The sequence below is a fragment of the Breznakia pachnodae genome (assembly GCF_030814225.1).
GTDB lineage: Bacteria > Bacillota_I > Bacilli_A > Erysipelotrichales > Erysipelotrichaceae > Breznakia > Breznakia pachnodae.
This window is the reverse complement of the sequence record NZ_JAUSUR010000001.1, coordinates 235,591-252,368: the sequence shown is the minus strand read 5'-3', so window position 1 is coordinate 252,368 and position 16,778 is coordinate 235,591. Positions and strand designations below refer to the sequence as shown.

General features: G+C 32.1%; 18 protein-coding genes, 1 pseudogene and 1 other annotated feature. Of the genes and pseudogenes, 16 read left to right on the top strand and 3 right to left on the bottom strand.

What is annotated here, in order from left to right:
* Nucleotides 1-22: 22 nt before the first annotated feature.
* Complete coding sequence (locus J2S15_RS01300; RefSeq protein WP_307404711.1) at nucleotides 23-910, bottom strand: fructose bisphosphate aldolase; 888 nt, start codon at nucleotides 908-910, stop codon at nucleotides 23-25.
* 182 nt (nucleotides 911-1,092) lie between these two features.
* On the opposite strand from J2S15_RS01300, the gene J2S15_RS01295 reads away from it, so the two are divergent.
* The 9 genes from J2S15_RS01295 to J2S15_RS01255 all read left to right on the top strand — a co-directional run bounded on the left by J2S15_RS01295 (nucleotide 1,093) and on the right by J2S15_RS01255 (nucleotide 8,967).
* The gene (locus J2S15_RS01295) at nucleotides 1,093-1,293 is read left to right on the top strand and encodes a helix-turn-helix transcriptional regulator (protein ID WP_307404709.1); all 201 of its coding nucleotides are present in this window, start codon (nucleotides 1,093-1,095) and stop codon (nucleotides 1,291-1,293) included.
* Between the two features lies 1 nt (nucleotide 1,294).
* Nucleotides 1,295-1,723, top strand: coding sequence for a hypothetical protein (locus J2S15_RS01290; protein WP_307404707.1), 429 nt, complete (start codon nucleotides 1,295-1,297; stop codon nucleotides 1,721-1,723).
* Between the two features lies 1 nt (nucleotide 1,724).
* A complete protein-coding gene (locus J2S15_RS01285; RefSeq protein WP_307404705.1) occupies nucleotides 1,725-2,042 on the top strand; it encodes a DUF3784 domain-containing protein in 318 nt (105 codons plus the stop codon).
* 104 nt (nucleotides 2,043-2,146) lie between these two features.
* The gene (locus J2S15_RS01280; RefSeq protein WP_307404703.1) at nucleotides 2,147-2,377 is read left to right on the top strand and encodes a hypothetical protein; all 231 of its coding nucleotides are present in this window, start codon (nucleotides 2,147-2,149) and stop codon (nucleotides 2,375-2,377) included.
* Nucleotides 2,378-2,458: 81 nt separating this feature from the next.
* On the top strand, nucleotides 2,459-2,824 hold the full coding sequence (locus J2S15_RS01275; RefSeq protein ID WP_307404701.1) for a VOC family protein: 366 nt from the start codon (nucleotides 2,459-2,461) through the stop codon (nucleotides 2,822-2,824).
* Nucleotides 2,825-3,071: 247 nt separating this feature from the next.
* On the top strand, nucleotides 3,072-3,902 hold the full coding sequence (locus tag J2S15_RS01270) for a class I SAM-dependent methyltransferase (RefSeq protein WP_307404699.1): 831 nt from the start codon (nucleotides 3,072-3,074) through the stop codon (nucleotides 3,900-3,902).
* Between the two features lie 59 nt (nucleotides 3,903-3,961).
* The gene (locus J2S15_RS01265; protein WP_307404698.1) at nucleotides 3,962-5,479 is read left to right on the top strand and encodes a phosphohexomutase domain-containing protein; all 1,518 of its coding nucleotides are present in this window, start codon (nucleotides 3,962-3,964) and stop codon (nucleotides 5,477-5,479) included.
* A gap of 576 nt (nucleotides 5,480-6,055) precedes the next feature.
* On the top strand, nucleotides 6,056-6,760 hold the full coding sequence (locus tag J2S15_RS01260; RefSeq protein ID WP_307404696.1) for a response regulator transcription factor: 705 nt from the start codon (nucleotides 6,056-6,058) through the stop codon (nucleotides 6,758-6,760).
* A 17-nt stretch (nucleotides 6,761-6,777) separates the two neighbouring features.
* Entirely contained in the window at nucleotides 6,778-8,967 is a 2,190-nt protein-coding gene (locus J2S15_RS01255; protein WP_307404694.1) for a sensor histidine kinase, read from the top strand.
* Nucleotides 8,968-9,093: 126 nt separating this feature from the next.
* Here the strand turns inward: J2S15_RS01255 and J2S15_RS01250 are convergent.
* Nucleotides 9,094-9,860: pseudogene (locus tag J2S15_RS01250) on the bottom strand (SDR family NAD(P)-dependent oxidoreductase).
* Nucleotides 9,861-10,029: 169 nt separating this feature from the next.
* Nucleotides 10,030-10,238: a binding site (T-box leader), on the top strand.
* Nucleotides 10,239-10,277: 39 nt separating this feature from the next.
* Here J2S15_RS01250 and J2S15_RS01245 point away from each other — a divergent pair.
* From J2S15_RS01245 to J2S15_RS01230, 4 genes are read left to right on the top strand one after another with little or no spacing between them, the layout of a single operon-like run.
* Nucleotides 10,278-10,934 (top strand): amino acid ABC transporter permease, encoded by a 657-nt coding sequence (locus J2S15_RS01245; protein WP_307404692.1) that lies wholly within the window; start codon nucleotides 10,278-10,280, stop codon nucleotides 10,932-10,934.
* Nucleotides 10,927-11,652, top strand: a complete 726-nt coding sequence (locus J2S15_RS01240; protein WP_307404690.1) for an amino acid ABC transporter ATP-binding protein — start codon at nucleotides 10,927-10,929, stop codon at nucleotides 11,650-11,652. Before J2S15_RS01245 ends, J2S15_RS01240 begins: the two co-directional genes overlap by 8 nt.
* Before the next feature lie 23 nt (nucleotides 11,653-11,675).
* Nucleotides 11,676-12,431, top strand: a complete 756-nt coding sequence (locus J2S15_RS01235) for a substrate-binding periplasmic protein (protein WP_307404688.1) — start codon at nucleotides 11,676-11,678, stop codon at nucleotides 12,429-12,431.
* Nucleotides 12,432-12,485: 54 nt separating this feature from the next.
* On the top strand, nucleotides 12,486-14,276 hold the full coding sequence (locus tag J2S15_RS01230; RefSeq protein WP_307404687.1) for a MutS-related protein: 1,791 nt from the start codon (nucleotides 12,486-12,488) through the stop codon (nucleotides 14,274-14,276).
* Between the two features lie 21 nt (nucleotides 14,277-14,297).
* On the opposite strand, the gene J2S15_RS01225 is transcribed toward J2S15_RS01230, so the two are convergent.
* On the bottom strand, nucleotides 14,298-14,717 hold the full coding sequence (locus tag J2S15_RS01225) for a hypothetical protein (RefSeq protein ID WP_307404685.1): 420 nt from the start codon (nucleotides 14,715-14,717) through the stop codon (nucleotides 14,298-14,300).
* A gap of 96 nt (nucleotides 14,718-14,813) precedes the next feature.
* Between J2S15_RS01225 and J2S15_RS01220 the strand changes: the two genes are divergently transcribed.
* From J2S15_RS01220 to J2S15_RS01210, 3 genes are all read left to right on the top strand, one after another.
* Nucleotides 14,814-15,827 (top strand): serine/threonine-protein kinase, encoded by a 1,014-nt coding sequence (locus J2S15_RS01220; RefSeq protein WP_307404683.1) that lies wholly within the window; start codon nucleotides 14,814-14,816, stop codon nucleotides 15,825-15,827.
* Nucleotides 15,828-15,888: 61 nt separating this feature from the next.
* Nucleotides 15,889-16,383: a DUF4352 domain-containing protein gene (locus tag J2S15_RS01215; RefSeq protein ID WP_307404681.1), complete on the top strand. Its 495-nt coding sequence runs from the start codon at nucleotides 15,889-15,891 to the stop codon at nucleotides 16,381-16,383.
* An 89-nt stretch (nucleotides 16,384-16,472) separates the two neighbouring features.
* Nucleotides 16,473-16,763: a hypothetical protein gene (locus J2S15_RS01210; RefSeq protein WP_307404679.1), complete on the top strand. Its 291-nt coding sequence runs from the start codon at nucleotides 16,473-16,475 to the stop codon at nucleotides 16,761-16,763.
* Nucleotides 16,764-16,778 lie beyond the last annotated feature (15 nt).

Sequence of the window (16,778 nt, the reverse complement as noted above, 5' to 3'; positions counted from 1 at the left end):
TCCGATTATGGAACACTTTTTCTTACACTATTGATGCTTTGTAAATTGATTCAATAGAGTTTGCTAATACTTTGTTAAATTCATCATCACTTTGTTTAGCGCTTAAACCTTCAGCTAATGCTCTAGAGAAACTAGCAATCAATCCATGGTTTTTAGCCAATAGTTCATTTGCTTCTTCACGGCTATAACCACCAGACAACGCTACTACTCTTACTACATGTGGATAATCCATTAATTCAGCATAGAAGTCATCTTCGCTTGGTATACTTAGTTTAAACATAAGTTTTGTATCTTTATCCAACAACTCTAATTGTTTAAAGATTTCTCTTTTTAAAATAACTTCTGCTTCCTTTTTATCCGTAATATGGATATCAACTTCAGGTTCTAAAATTGGAACTAATCCAGCATCAGCAATTTGCTTACCAAGTTCAAATTGTTGGCGTACAATTGCTTTGATTCCTTCTTCGTTCGCTTCTTTAATTACAGAGCGCATTTTAGTACCAAAGATATTTCTGTCTACTGCTCTTTTCAACAGAACATCCAGTCCAGTAATTGGCTTCATAAGTTGAACTCCATGTTCTAAGTCAGCAAGACCTTTATCAACCTTTAGGATCGGAACGATTCCCTTTACATCCCATAAGTAATCAGCTGTAAGCTTTCCTTCAATTTCACGATCCATTGTATTTTCAAATAGAATCGCTGCCAAAATGTGCTTTGATGTAAATGATGGGCTAGTAATAATTCTAGTTCTCATTTCATGAACTTTAGCAAACATCTCCTCATCATTTGAATATTCATTTTCTTCAACACCATATTGAAGCAATGCCTTTGGCGTACTACCACCACTTTGGTCTAGTGCTGCTACAAACCCTTTACCTGTATGCATACGATTTAATTGTTCATTATTCATAACTGCATCCTCCTTCTTTCATATTAATTATTATAACACTCTAAAAGAAAAGGTATAAATGATATACATTGAATAGTTGCATAAAGAGTCAAAATATAATTATAGACAAGTATATTTGATAAAAAGTCAAATATACTTGACATAAAAAGAAATAAGATTTATATTTAATTTGAGGTAAGGTCATGGCAAAAAATTTAAAAATGAAGATTGCACGAACTGCAATGGAACTAACACAAAAAGATTTGGCAGATGCTGTTGGTGTAAGCAGACAGACTATTAATGCAATTGAAAAAGGTGACTATTCACCTTCAATCACGCTTTGCATCAAAGTCGCAAAAGTGTTAAATAAAACATTGGATGAATTATTCTGGGAGGAGGATTAATATGAAACTGAAAAAACTTGATGAATATGAATTAATAATGAGAGGTGATATCTTTAAGCGAACATTATTATTTGTGGGGATATGTTTACTACTATATACATTTCTATTTGATATGGATATTATTTTTCTTCATGTTGTACATGCAAACTTATTAATTATTATGGCAGCTGTAACTTTTTTTAGCGTATCGATGATTCATAAAAATATTTATCCTCTTAGTGAGAACAGACAACGATTTGTGATATTCTCTGCAGGTGTCTGCGGACTTATTGCAGTGGTCCTGTCAACCATTTCAGTTTCAGATAGTAAAGAGTCATTAATTGTGAGTGGATATATGAGTGAGGATTTAGTAATTATGATTTTAGGAGGATTACTTATTTTAATCCCAGTTTATTATGTAATTCATAAAATAAAAGATAAGGAAGTATAGTATGGACTGGATTTATAAATGTATTCCTGCAATTATTCTATTTATATACAGTATGGTTCTATTCAGTGGGAGAGGCACCAGATTGCTTGCTGGGTTTTCAACCATGTCAAAAAATGAATATAATACATATGATCGTAAGGCGGTATCAAAATTTATGGGTAAAATATTTCTAATAGCAGATTTGGGATTGGTATTGCTAATTGCTGGTGAATCAGTGGATAACTCTATAATTCATATAATTGGATTAGGAATTTTCTTAGGAAGTCTTATCTTTGCAATTGTATATGCAAACACGAATAATCGATTCAAATTAAAATGAACTAACTTAAACAAGCATATAAATTGAATACTTTTTCATCAGTGATAAGATTATGTCATAAGGAATCAACTGGGTATTTGCATTAAAAAGGAGGATTTAGACTTATGGCAGATTATGAAAAGAAAGAAGATAAAGTTTTAGATAAAATAGCTGATGAAATAGTAAGGTTAGATGCTACATTGGAGAAACTAGACGAAACGAATAACCGAGCGACAGCATGGATTGAGCAAAAAAGAGCTGTGCATGAAATCAAAAAGATTTTACATGAAGCTGACAAGTATGATAAGTATAATGAAGAAGAATGGATGGATTTTATAGAAAGTCTTGATGATTAACATATAATATCCCATTGATTACTTAAAAGAGTCTTTATTTAGATGAAGGCTCTTTCACTCTTTTGAAAGGGAGGTTACTTTATGATAGATGCAGTTGGCAGAGTAATTGTTTATGTAAATAATCCCAAGGTTACAGGAGACTTTTGGATTAATAATTTTGACTTTATGAAACTTAGTGAATCAAAAGATATGGTAGAACTGCTACCAAGAGAAGGAGCAGATACTGCAATTGTATTTTTTAATCGTGTAATGGTGGAAAAGATGAATCCAGAAATGAATTTAGGTGTTCCATCAATTTTGTTTAGTTGTAAATCATTTGATCAGACATATATGGATTTAAAAGGAAAAGGTGTTCTCGTTGGTGAAATTGTCGAAATGAATGGAACTAGAACATTTAACTTTGCAGATAATAATCATAACTATTTCGCAATTAGAGAAATCGAGTAATGGTAGATGACATTGCAGATACTTACATGTATAATAGAGTTGCAATGTATATCATAATTAGAAATGGAGTGAGGTAGTCCAACCATTTGATATTACACAATCAGTAATGTAAATGTTCTGTGGAAAAGATAAAATCAGCAGCATGAATCAATCGTATACTGACATTCAGTATCTTTTGATTATGTTGAACTGGTTTTATAAATTCCACAGTTTTTTTATGATATACATTGCAAGTACGGAGGTTAATATGAACAAGAAATTATTAGAAATATATAGAAAAAATCCGAAGCCATATGAGCAAGGAGAAAAGATGTTTTGGAATGATGAACATATTTCAAAACAGATGTTGAAAGCGCATTTGGATGAAACATTAGAATCAGCATCAAGAACAATGAAAACAATAGAATCATCTGCCAAGTGGATATATTCATTAGTAGAAAACAAGAAAAATGTAGATGTTTTAGATTTAGGTTGTGGACCAGGCTTATATGCAGAACAGTTATCTGCATTCGGATGTAAGGTTGTAGGGATAGATTATTCCAAGCGTTCAATCGAATATGCAAAGCAAAATGCTTTAAGCAAGCAGATGCAGATTGATTATCGATATGAGAACTATCTAGAATCTGTGTTTGATAAATCTTTTGATTTAGCAATGATGATTTATTGTGACTTTGGGGTTTTAAATCCTAAAGAACGTGATGGGTTACTAAAAAATGTTTATGAGACACTAAAACCAGATGGGATTTTTGTTTTAGATGTATTTAGCCAATATAATTATAAGAATTTCAAAGAACAAGAAATGATAACTTACGAGGATAGTGGATTTTGGCGTTCACATCCTTATGTGTGTATCAAGAAAGACAGAAAGTATAATGAAGTTTATCTTGAACAGTATACAATTGTTGATGATAAAGATATTAAAGTATATAACTTGTGGAACACTGCATTCAATAAAAAGAAACTAAAAGATGAATTTCAGAAAGCAGGATTTAGCGATATTAGTTTTTATAGCGATTGTACAGGGGGGAAAGATGATGAACAGTCTTCAACAATCTGTATTGTTGCAAGAAAGAAATAATTGCATTCTAATCAAGGTTTCGCTATGATTATAGGCAGAGAGACTAAAGAGGTGAACATATGGATTTATTAAAATTACAAAATGGAAGTGATATTCGTGGAGTTGCTGTTGATGGTGTAGCAGGTGAGAGTGTTACGCTGACAGAAGATATCGTTTATCAGTTTGCAAGAGGATTTGCAACTTATTTACAGGATAAGTATGACAAGCAAGATTTGAAGGTTGCTGTAGGTCATGATTCAAGGATATCAGCTGATGCTTTGAAACAAGCGGTTTGCAAAGGATTGAAAGATAGTGGATGTGTTGTGTACGATTGTGGTCTTGCATCAACACCATCGATGTTTATGTCAACGATATTTGAAGAGTTCAAAAGTGATGGAGCAATTATGATTACAGCTAGTCATTTACCTTATAACCGTAATGGAATGAAATTTTTTGATGTTGATGGTGGATTAAATAAAAAAGATATAACGGAAATTATCACAAACGCAAAAGAAGAAAATTATATAGAAGGTAATGGATCGATTAAACAACAGGATTTATTATCAGTATATTCAAATTTCTTAATTGAAACGATTCGTAAGCAAGTGAATGACAAAACAAATTTTGATACACCTTTATCTGGTATGAAAATTGTTGTAGATGCTGGAAATGGTGCAGGTGGGTTTTATGCAGAAAAAGTGTTACAGCCATTAGGCGCTGATACAACAGGTAGTCAATTCTTAGACCCTGATGGAATGTTTCCAAATCACATCCCTAATCCAGAGAACAAAGAAGCAATGGAAGCAATCTGTAAAGCAGTGTTGGATAACAATGCTGATCTTGGATTGATTTTTGATACTGATGTAGATCGTAGCAGTGCGGTTGATAAAGATGGAAATGAAATTAGCAGAAATGCGATTGTTGCTTTAAGTGCTGCACTTGTATGCGAAGAACATCCAGGAACCACAATTGTTACGGATAGTGTTACAAGTGATGAACTTCATGAGTTTTTAGAGAATGTATTGAAGGTAAAACATCTGCGATTCAAACGAGGCTATAAAAATGTTATCAACAAAGCGGTGGAATTAAACGCAGAAGGAATAGATGCTCAATTAGCAATTGAAACAAGTGGACATGCGGCATTAAAAGAAAACTATTTCTTGGATGATGGTGCTTATCTTGCCACTAAAATTGTTATTAAAGCGGCAAAGATGCATGCGCAAGGAAAATCTATTGATACCTTAATCAAAGATTTAAAACATCCTCTTGAGGAACAAGAACTACGTTTTCAAATCAATACTCCAGATTTCTCTGAGTATGGAGAAAAAGTATTAAGTGCTTTAGAAACGTATCCAACTAAACAACCACAGTTTAAATTGGCAAAAGAAAACTATGAGGGTTTAAGATTCTCATTTGATGAAACAAATGGAAATGGATGGCTGTTACTTAGAAAGTCATTACATGATCCAATCCTTGCTTTGAATATTGAATCTAATAGTGCAGGTGGATGCAAGAAAATAGCTGCTCAGTTATATGAGTTCTTAAAAGATTATGAATTATTAAATCTTGATTCACTACATTCATTTATGAATAAATAATTATAACTAAACTCCTTTTATGTTAAGTAAGAGGAGTTTTTACGTTACTCTTTAAAAAATCTTTCTTTATTTTTATATATTATTTCAATGTTTCCTTTTGATTTTATTCTTATACTGTAATCAGTAGGAGGAATATCGTGGTGAAAAAATATAAAGGTTTAATTAAAGTTCTTGTATTAATAATTCTGGTAACAATAATTTTATTTCATCTTAATATGAATATAAAAGGAAATATAATAATAATAATTCACTTCTTATTTCCACTTCAAATTCTTTCTACATTCATCCAGCCATTAATTATAAGTGTTCAAGAATTTATCATTCACATCTTTCAACAACTGCCTACCAATGGATTCTATTTGCTAATTAAATTATTACATATGAAGAGCACATATATCATTCTAGCCATAAGTATAATTCTATTTCTGTTTCATAAAAAGAGTTATCAGCATAAGATAAAGCACCATATATTGTGAAATTGCAGAAACAAGAAATAAAAGTCTTAAGAAATTCTTTAGAAATGACTACTGTATTTCTTAGAATTTAAAAGCTATAATGATGACTAGAGGTACTTATATGAGTGATAGAGTGTTAATAGTGGAAGATGAAAAAGAAATTGCTAATGCAATTGAAATTTATTTAAAAAATCAGGGTTATACAGTGTTTAAGGCGTTAAATGGAAAAGAGGGATTGGATATCATTGAAAAGGAAACAATTGATTTGGCGCTTGTTGATGTAATGATGCCAATTATGGATGGAATTACAATGATTATGAAAGTAAGAGAAACATATGATTTTCCAATTATTGTATTATCAGCGAAATCAGAAGATATCGATAAGATTACTGGATTAAATATAGGTGCAGATGACTATGTTACAAAGCCATTTGTGCCAATGGAGTTACTAGCTAGGGTAGCTGCACAATTGCGTCGTTACAAACGTTTTATGGAACTTGCCAGTAAGAAAGAAGAAGTATTTAGTGGATATCAGGTTGGTGGGTTAGAGTTGAACCTAGATACAAAAGAATTATATGTAGATGGTGAGCTAGTTCGATTAACTCCAATTGAATTTCAGATTATGGAGTTACTGATGAAACATCCTGGAAAAGTATTTTCTACTGATATGATTTATGAACTGGTTTGGAAAGAAGATGCAATCAACAGTGAAACCGTAATGGTACATGTTAGAAACTTAAGAGAGAAAATTGAGATTAATCCTAAGCAACCTAAATACTTGAAAGTAGTTTGGGGAATTGGATACAAAATAGAAAATATCAAATAAAGTAAAAGAGGTAGATTATGAATAAAAAAATAGTCAAAATATCAAGTGTTCTAATTCTGGTAGTACTTTCAGTATTCATGATGTTTCAGTATGATGGAGTAAAAGAAGATATAGAACAACAAAATAAAAAAGAATTAATAAGAGATTTGGTAAGTGAAGCACCAGGTCTGGAATATGCACTATTATCAACAACAACTGATAAAAGTGACTTTTATGAGAAATATTTTGAGTTTGATGATGAATTAAAAAAAGATAAAGATGAATTCAGCTGGACGAAAAATAATATTATGGATATGTTAACGGAACGCATTAATACAATAGATAATAGTGACCAGCTCTACTATAGTATTGAAATTGATGGTGATCCGATTATTTATACGAACACAGCAGAAAATATAGCAGATCTAAGAAATAATCAAAATAGGCGAAAGGATTATCATGGATACTTAGTCGTTCATTTTGATGAAAATGGAACTGTGAGTGTAGAAGGAAGTATTGATGGGTATGATCATCAAAAAGAATATCTTGCAAAAGAAATTGGTAGTGTAGAGTCATTGAGTAATGTTGCTAAGTATACAAAGGAAGGCTCTTACTATGAAGATTACTATAATGGTTATAATTCTATTATGAGTGCTAAGCCCATAAAAAATACCACGATTACATATGCAATTCCAAAGTACAATATCTCAACTAGTGAATACTATGGATGGGGAACAGATACCTTGACATGGGATTATATGGGAGCTTTGTTGCCATACTTCCTTATGGCAGCCGCGGCATTGGCACTTTATATCTTTGCGTGCCCACTTAAGATATTGGAAGAGTGTCACATCTATCGTGTAGTCAAGAAAGTAAAACTTGAGATATTGATTGTTTGTCTGGGAGTGATGGGTGGTATTCTATTATATGCTACTCCATTAATTGCAGGTATCAGTAATCATCAGATCGCGATAGCAGGATTCCAGCATCTAATCGATAATGAAGTTCTTGTTATAGCAATTAATGGATTGATGTGGTGTCTGGTATTCCAGTATGTGGCAGTAATTATATTTATGTTTAAGTATATTATTTTAAATGGATTCTCATATTTTAAATATAACACTTGTGTTTTGTGGGTTGTTAGAAAAATAAAACATTTTATATCAAAGTTAGTTAGTTTTGATATACAAAAAGACATAAACAAGAAACTGTTATTATTTGTATTTATTAATTTTGTCTGTATCTTTATGTGTGTTATTTCTCCTGGATTTGGCTTCCTGTTAGCAGCTGTTTATACGGTATTGCTGTTTATTACAATAAAGCGGAAAATAGACGAAGAGAGAGCAAATTACCACAGACTATTAGATGCTACAAAAAAACTGTCAAGCGGGAACTTTGATGTTGAACTAAATGGAAATTTGGGACAATTCCAATCACTTGGGAATGAATTTGTTAGAATTAAGGATGGATTTCAGACAGCAGTAGGTGAAGAAGTAAAATCACAGCGAATGAAAACAGAGTTAATATCAAATGTATCTCATGATTTAAAAACACCACTTACAACGATTATTACATATATTGATTTACTGAAAGCTGAAAAACTGAATGAACAGGAGAAAGAGTACGTAAATACGCTTGATTCTAGTGCGTTACGATTAAAACGTTTAATTGATGATTTATTTGAAGTCAGTAAAGCGAATAGCGGCAATATTCAGTTGAATATAGAAGAGGTTGATATTGTTGCATTGTTGAATCAGGTGCATTTTGAGAACTTGAATTGTATCGATAATAAACATCTTGATTTTAAGATTCATACATCTTCAGATCATATTATGTTAAATCTCGATAGTATTAAGACGTATCGTGTATTTGATAATCTGATAATGAATATCTATAAGTATGCATTAAGTAATACAAGGGTATACATTGATATTAGTGAACTTGAAAATGAAGTGTTAGTATCATTTAAGAATATTTCAGAACAGGAAATTAAAATGGATATTGATTTATTATCAGAACGATTTGTTCAAGGTGATGAATCTAGAAATCAGGAAGGTGCTGGATTAGGGTTGGCAATTGTAAAGAGTTTTACCAATGTCCAAGGTGGGGAAATGAATCTCTATGTAGATGGGGACTTGTTCAAAGTTGAATTGATTTTTCCAAAAGAAAAAGTGAGTTCATGGCAAAAAAGTGAAGACTCATTGCAAAACTCACAAAAAGATTCATAAATCTTTATTATTTATTATGGAAGGACAACTTCTCGATTACCCTTCATTTGGTTGTCCTTCAATTTAGAATTGTATTACTGCGATACTATTCTAAAGAAAAAGTCCACTTCGGTGGACTTTTTTTGCTTATACGATTGACATACCACCATCAATGATGATGAATTGACCAGTTACATAACTAGATGCATCACTAGAGAAGTAAAGGATTGTTCCATTTAGTTCTCCTCGTTTACCTGGACGGTTCATTGGGTTTAATCCATTGTATAAGTTTAAGAATGCATCAGACTTAAACAATGTATTTTCTGTCATTTCTGATTCAAATAAACCAGGTCCAATAGCATTTACAGTAATATTATATTTACCATATGATGCTGCCATACCTTTTGTAAGACTAATACAGCTGCCTTACTTGCATTATATGAGTGACGAATAAATGTATCATCCTTATCTGCAATAACCGCATTGATTGAAGCAGTATTAACGATTTTACCGTATTTATTCTTCATCATATTTGCTACTACATATTTACTTACCAAGAAGATTCCTTTAACATTTACGTCCATTGATTTATCAAAATCTTCTACACTTAATGAATCTACTCCACCACGAACAGCAACACCTGCATTATTTAATAAGATGTCTAAGTGTCCAAAATGTTCAACTGCTTCATCAATTCCTTTTTTCACACTGTCTTCATCTGTAACATCCATTTGAATTGGAAGTACATCTACACCAAGTTCTTTAATCTCTTTTGCAACTTCATCTAGACGATCTTTACGTCTAGCTAATAAAACTACATCAGCACCAGCTTTTGCGTATGCAATTGCTGCGTCCTTTCCTAAACCACTACTAGCACCAGTTACAACTGCTACTTTTCCTTTTAAATCAAACATGTTTCTTCCTCCTTTTGTCTGAACTAAGTTTTAACTATAACTTGATTATAAGTTTGAAAGTGAAAAACAACAATTCATGTGCTCATAATTTATATGCTTATAATAAAATATAACAACTTTTAAACATTCTGCTTGCATTTTTAATTAGATGGCTGTATTATATTGTTTATTAAAAGTAATGAACAGAAGTAGTACCTATTTATGGAAGCATAGAGACTGATTGGTTGGTGGAAAATCAGATGAAAGAAATTGGGAACGTGTCTGGGAACTGGGATATCGAAAAGCAATTGAGGTATTCACGCTAACTGGCGTTATAGTAGAGAGTCAATACAGAAGTATTGGAAACAATGGTGGTACCGCGAATAATTCGTCCTTGTATATGAAGGATGGATTTTTTTATTTAATGGAGGATATCGTATGGATTTTAATGTAGAGATTATCGAAAAGTATTGGCAGCTAATATTGAGTGGATTACCAGTAGTGTTACTGATTTCACTTGTTGCAGCCCTATGTGGGACAATTATTGGATTAGCTACTGTATTTTTGCGAAGATGGAATAAAGTAACCAAGTTTATTGTAGAGGCTTATATTGATGTTTTTAGAGGAACACCAGTATATGTTCAATTAATCTTTTTCTACTTTGGATTACCTGGATTAATACCAGGGTTTAATCCTTCAGAAATTGTAAGTTGTATTATCGTGTTTGCATTAAATTCTGGTGCTTATCTTTCTGAGATTATAAGAGCTGGGGTAGATGGAATTGATAAAGGACAAATTGAAGCTGCAAAAGCATTGGGTGTCAGTGGAAAGGATATCGCAAAAGATATTATTGTTCCTCAGGCATTTCGAAATGTATTGCCAGCGGTAATGAATGAGTTTATCACATTAACCAAAGAGACATCAGTTGTATCAGCAATTGGTATGACGGATATGATGTATCGTTATCAAAGTGTAAAGAGCACAACTTATGCAACTTTCGAACCATTGCTAGTAGTATTCATTACTTATTATGTAATGAATAAGATTCTTAGTATGATTGGTAAGTTTGTGGAAAGGAAGTTAAAGTATGATTAAAGTTGAACATTTATATAAAGAATACAGCAGTAATGTAAAAGTACTGTTTGATATTAATTTTACATTTGAAGATGGTAAGACATATGCCATTATCGGTTCAAGTGGAGGAGGGAAATCAACCTTCATACGTTGTTTAAATATGTTGGAAGTTCCTACAGAGGGATCAATTTATCTAGATAATATCAAGGTAAATGATCCGAAGACGAAACTTGAAAATGTTCGTGAAAAAATGGGAATGGTGTTTCAGAACTTCAATCTGTTTGAACATATGCGAGCACTTGATAATGTGACTTATGCACTAAAAAAAGTTAAAAAGATGAGTAAAGAAGAAGCAGATGCAAAAGGAACAAAATTACTTCAGGAAGTTGGATTGGGACATCGTTTGGATGCCTATCCTCACCAGATGAGTGGAGGAGAAAAACAACGATGTGCAATTGCAAGAGCACTTGCGATGAATCCAGAAGTATTATTGTTTGATGAACCAACAAGTGCATTAGATCCAGAGATGACAAGTGAAGTACTGCGAGTACTGCAAAAGCTTAGTCATACAGGAATGACAATGATTGTTGTAACCCATGAGATGAACTTCGCAAAAGAAGTTGCTGATTATGTAATTTATATGGATAAAGGAAAAATTGAAGAATGCAGCCCTTCAAAAGAATTCTTTGAACAACCAAAGAGCGAAAGAGCAAAAGCATTCTTAGCAAATATGATTTAACGAAAGAAAAGAGGAGAAAGAAAATGAAAAAGTTATTAAGTGTACTATTTGTATGTAGTTTAGTATTAAGCGGATGTGGTGGAAGCAGTGATAGTGATGATAAGAAATTAACAGTTCTTACTAACTCTGGGTATCCTCCATATGAAATGGTTGATGAAAATGGTGATTTATATGGATTTGATATTGATGTAATGACAAGAGCTGCAGAAATCGCTGGTTATGAAATTGAATGGAAAGATATGGACTTCGATGCAATTCCTGAATCTTTGAACCAAGGAAAAGGTGATGTTGCAATTGCAGGAATGACACCTTCAGCAGAACGTGCAGAAAAAGTTGATTTTTCAGAAATGTACTATACTTCTGATAGTATGAAAAATGTTGTGTTAGTAAAAGAAGGTAGTGATTTACAAACAACTGCTGATTTAAAAGGGAAAAATGTTGGAATCCAAATGGGAACAGTACAAGAACTTGTAGTTGATAATATGCAAGAGGATTATGATCTTTCATTTAAGAAATTAAAAACTTATGCAGACCTAGTTCAAGAATTAAATAAAGGTGTTATTGATGCTATGATTGTTGAACAAGCTACAGCAATTGATTTGATGAAAAGTAATGATGGTTTGAGATACTATATATTAGAAGAGGGGGATGAACTTGCAGGAAATGCAATGGCATTCAAGAAAGATTCAGAGTTAAAAGCTGATTTTGATAAAGCGATCAATGAAATGAAGGAAAGTGGAGAATTAGACGAATTAATTCAAAAATGGTTTACAGAATAAGATAGACGGCGAAAGCCGTCTTTTTATGTTACAATTGTTGGGAAAGAGGATTTTATGAAAACAGTATTTGAAGAACAATTAGAAAAAGAGCAAGATAAACAAAAAGATTTGGAGAAAACATCACAGACGTATTCAACAATTCGTTTTCTTGTATTTGTAGGGATTTTAGCTGGAATCTATTTTGGATATACACAGGCATTATTCTATTATGCAATGAGCGTTATTCTATTAGTGCTTTTCTTATATTTGGTAAAGAAACATGATGGAATAAAATATCAGTTAGCTTATTGTAAGATGAAACAAGAAGTATTGAATCGATATCTAGATCGATTCACAAATGAGTGGAAGAAATTCAGTGACGAAGGACAAGAATTCTTAAGTGAACACTTTCCACCAGGATATGATTTGGATATATTTGGAAATGCTTCACTATATCAATATATAAATACTGCTTCTACTCATGTAGGGAGAGAACAGTTAGCTAATTGGTTAAGTCTTAAACCAAAAGATGAAAAAGAAATCACAAAGCGTCAAAATGCAGTGAAGGAATTATTAGAAAAATTAGAATTTACAATTCATTTTGAAGTGCTTGGAAGAATAGCAAATAGCAAAGTTAATAGTAAAAAAGTATTTGAGTCAATTGAAGAAATGAATGAGGACAGTTATTCTATACCAATGGTTATGAAAGTACTAAAATGGTTATTGCCATGTGCTACGATTGTTTCTTTAATTGTTGCCTATATAACTGGATCAAATGTTGCATTAACGATTATGGAAGCAGGGATTGTTTTACAGTTGTTATTGACGTTTGTGTTTGCAGGAAAGATTACGTCTACATTGCGACCAGTATTTGCTTTGCATGAGTCTTTATCAATATATTTAAAAATGTTTGAATCATTAAAGGAAGAAACATTTGAGAGTGAATATCTAAAAGAACAACTGACTGCAATGAGTGAATCTATAAGTGGTATCAAAGCATTATCATTTGTTAGTGAGTTATCAAAAGTAAGGTTTAATTTTCTTGCACATTTATTAATGAGTGCATTATTATCATGGGATTTTCATTGCGTAGAACAGTTAAATAAATGGAAAAAAGATTACTTAAGTATTCTGCCAAAATGGTTCAATGTAATTGGGAATGTTGAAGCGCTTAGCAGTTTAAGTATTCTTGCAAAAGTAAAAGAAGTATATTGTTTTCCAACAATCAGTAGTGAAGTGGAAGTTAAAACATCTTCTATGGGACATCCATTACTATTGGAAGAAACAACAGTGTTTAATGATTTCTCTAGTGATGATACTTCCTGTGTTATTACTGGGTCAAATATGTCAGGGAAAACAACATTCCTTAGAACCTTGGGATTGAATACAATTCTTACATATTCAGGTGCACCAGTTCATGCGCAAGCATATCAAATGGGAATAATGGATATTTTTACTTCGATGCGAATTGAGGATAATGTCAGTGAAGGAATTTCTACTTTCTATGCTGAGATTCTTAGAATTAAGCAAATGGTAGATTTTCATGAAACAAAAAAACCAATGCTTGCATTGATTGATGAGATATTCAAAGGAACCAACTCCAGGGACCGCATTATGGGTGCTACAGAGACAATTCGTCAGTTATCTAATGAACAATGTATTACTTGTGTAACTACGCATGATTACGAGTTGTGTGACTTAGAGAGTGATCCGGAAATTAAAAGTAAAAATTATCACTTCTCAGAGTATTATGAAAACAATAAGATCTATTTTGACTATAAAATAAAGCCAGGAAGAGCAACGACAACAAATGCAGAGTATCTGTTGAAAATGGTAGGCATAATAAAAGACAAGAGTACTAGTTAACGCTATGTATTCTTGTCTTTCTTATTGTAAGATATCTTCTTGAAATTCATTTAATAATTCATTAGTTTCAAATACCGAAAGTTTTGATTCCAATGCATAAATAAGTATCATATCTCGTTTCTTTTTAGGATACAAACGTGACTTATCACTTAACTGCAATAATGTATTACATTCATACAATGTACAGTTCATACCTAAAGCTAATTGAAATATTTTATCTTTACTCCCTTGTTTCTTTCCCTGAAGAATCTGGTAAGCATACGTACGATCAATATTTGTATTATTGATGACTTCGCCCTTTTTCATAGAATATTGATTTAACAGAAATTCAAAATACTCTACAAAATTTGTATGTTCCATCTGATCAATGAACTCCTTGAGTTCATGATGAGAAGCGTGCTTTAATATTTTTTCCAGCTCTTCCGTTTTCTTTTTCTTCATTTTATCACCATCCAAATAATATAATGAATGGGTAGAAAAGACAAGAGAAAACCTGTGTGCTTAAAGCATACAAAAAGTCTTTAGAAGTATGATATAATGATACCCATAATGGGAAACTATACATGTGTTGAGGAATACTCAAGTAATGAGTATAAGAAAATTGAATTAGTAGAAAAAAATGAAAAACTGTTTGTAAGAAAACAGTTTTTTCAGCACGATAATAAAGCTATTTATGAATGGTTAAAAATGAGAGCATATCCTCATTTTCCCAAAATTTATGAAATCAATAATATAGAAAATGGATTTGAAATAATTGAAGAATATCTGGATGGAGAACTACTGGGAGATTTAATTCCAATTGATGATATTCATCTTGTTGGAAGATATGCTTATCAGTTAAGCGAAGCATTATTGTTCTTGCATAAAAGAAAAATTGTTCATCGTGATTTAAAGCCTGATAATATTATTGTTGTGAATGGTCATATTAAGGTGATTGATTTTGATATAGCTAAAAACATCAATAAAGAAAAGAAAACGGATACTCATGTGTTGGGAAGTCTTGGGTATGCCGCGCCAGAGCAATATGGATTTTCCTATAGTTCGCAACAAAGTGATATTTATGCTTTTGGAAATGTTTTAAACGAAATGATTACAGGTTGTTTAGTAAATGAACAACTAACAGATTCACAACATGAAGGAGTCGTTAGAAAGTGTACGCAGTTAGACCCGGATCAGCGATATCATTCAGTTGAGCAGTTACAAAAGGATTTAAAACAAGCGATTGCCAATCGTTCTAAATATACATTGCCTGGATTTCGTACAGGAAAGACTTTTAATCGAATATTAGCTAGCCTAGCATATCTATTTATTATTTGGTTTCTCTTCATAATTGAAGTGTCAGAAGCGAAAAACATACAGGATGTACTATATACGAAAACGATGGTTGCATATATATTTCTTTTACCAATAATAATACTTACTAATTATTTAGATATAAAAAGATTTAATCCAATGAAAAAATTTCGGTTTATTGGAGATACTATCTTAGGGATAGCTCTTTTTCTAACTGGTTGTTTTGTGATTATGATTATTTTCAGTTTTGTATGCTAAGAGCATACCAAAATATAAAATCTTTCCTATATAATGACAACTATGTAGGAGGAAAAAAGAAATGAAGAAATGGTTAAGTTTGTTGCTGGCGGTTATGTTTGTATTTACTACAGCTGCATGTACAGTTGATGATGAAGGTGGTACATCCGAAGAGGAAGTAAAAGAAGAAGAGAAGAAAACTGAGTTTGCAGTTGGAGAGACTGCGGAAGTTGATGGGATTAAAATTACTGTGAATTCCACACGTGTAGATGAAGGGATATTTGGTCCTGAGGAAGATGGTTCAATTTACTTTGTTATGGATATTAAATTAGAAAACACAACTGATGAAAGTTTTAGTTCAAGCAGTATGCTGGATTTCACACTAAAAGATGGAGATGGTAGAGAACAGGATCTTACATTTAGTGCAAATACAAATGGAACGATGGATACAGATGTAGATCCAGGGGAATCTGCAGTAGGAGAAATCGCATTTAAAGTTGCTCCAGAAGGAACACTTGTACTGACGTATACAGCTGATTCTTTTGGTGGAGATAAAGTTAAATTTGTTGTTCGTTAAAATTTTTTTCATAAATTCATTCTATGTCTTTGACCTGTGTTAGGGAATATGGTACATTTAAAATATACAAAGCATAAATGGAGGTAATTATGAGCGAAAAAGAGTTACAAACAGTAATTGATGAAAAAGTAGAACAGCTAGAAAATGTAGTTGAAGTTTCTACTCAAAAACTGGATCAAGTAGTGAAAAAAGTGCAAGATGATAAAAACTTCGATAAATATGTTCGTGCAGGAATGGTTGTTACTGGTGCTACCTTAATCGCTGGTTACTTTCCTTTACGAAAGAAACATCGTAAGTTGGCTACAGCTACTTTGTTACTTGGTGCTGGTGTTCTTGCTGCAGAAGTAGTTAGAACAGTGTTAGAAGATGACAATAAATAAAAAGACCGCGAGGTC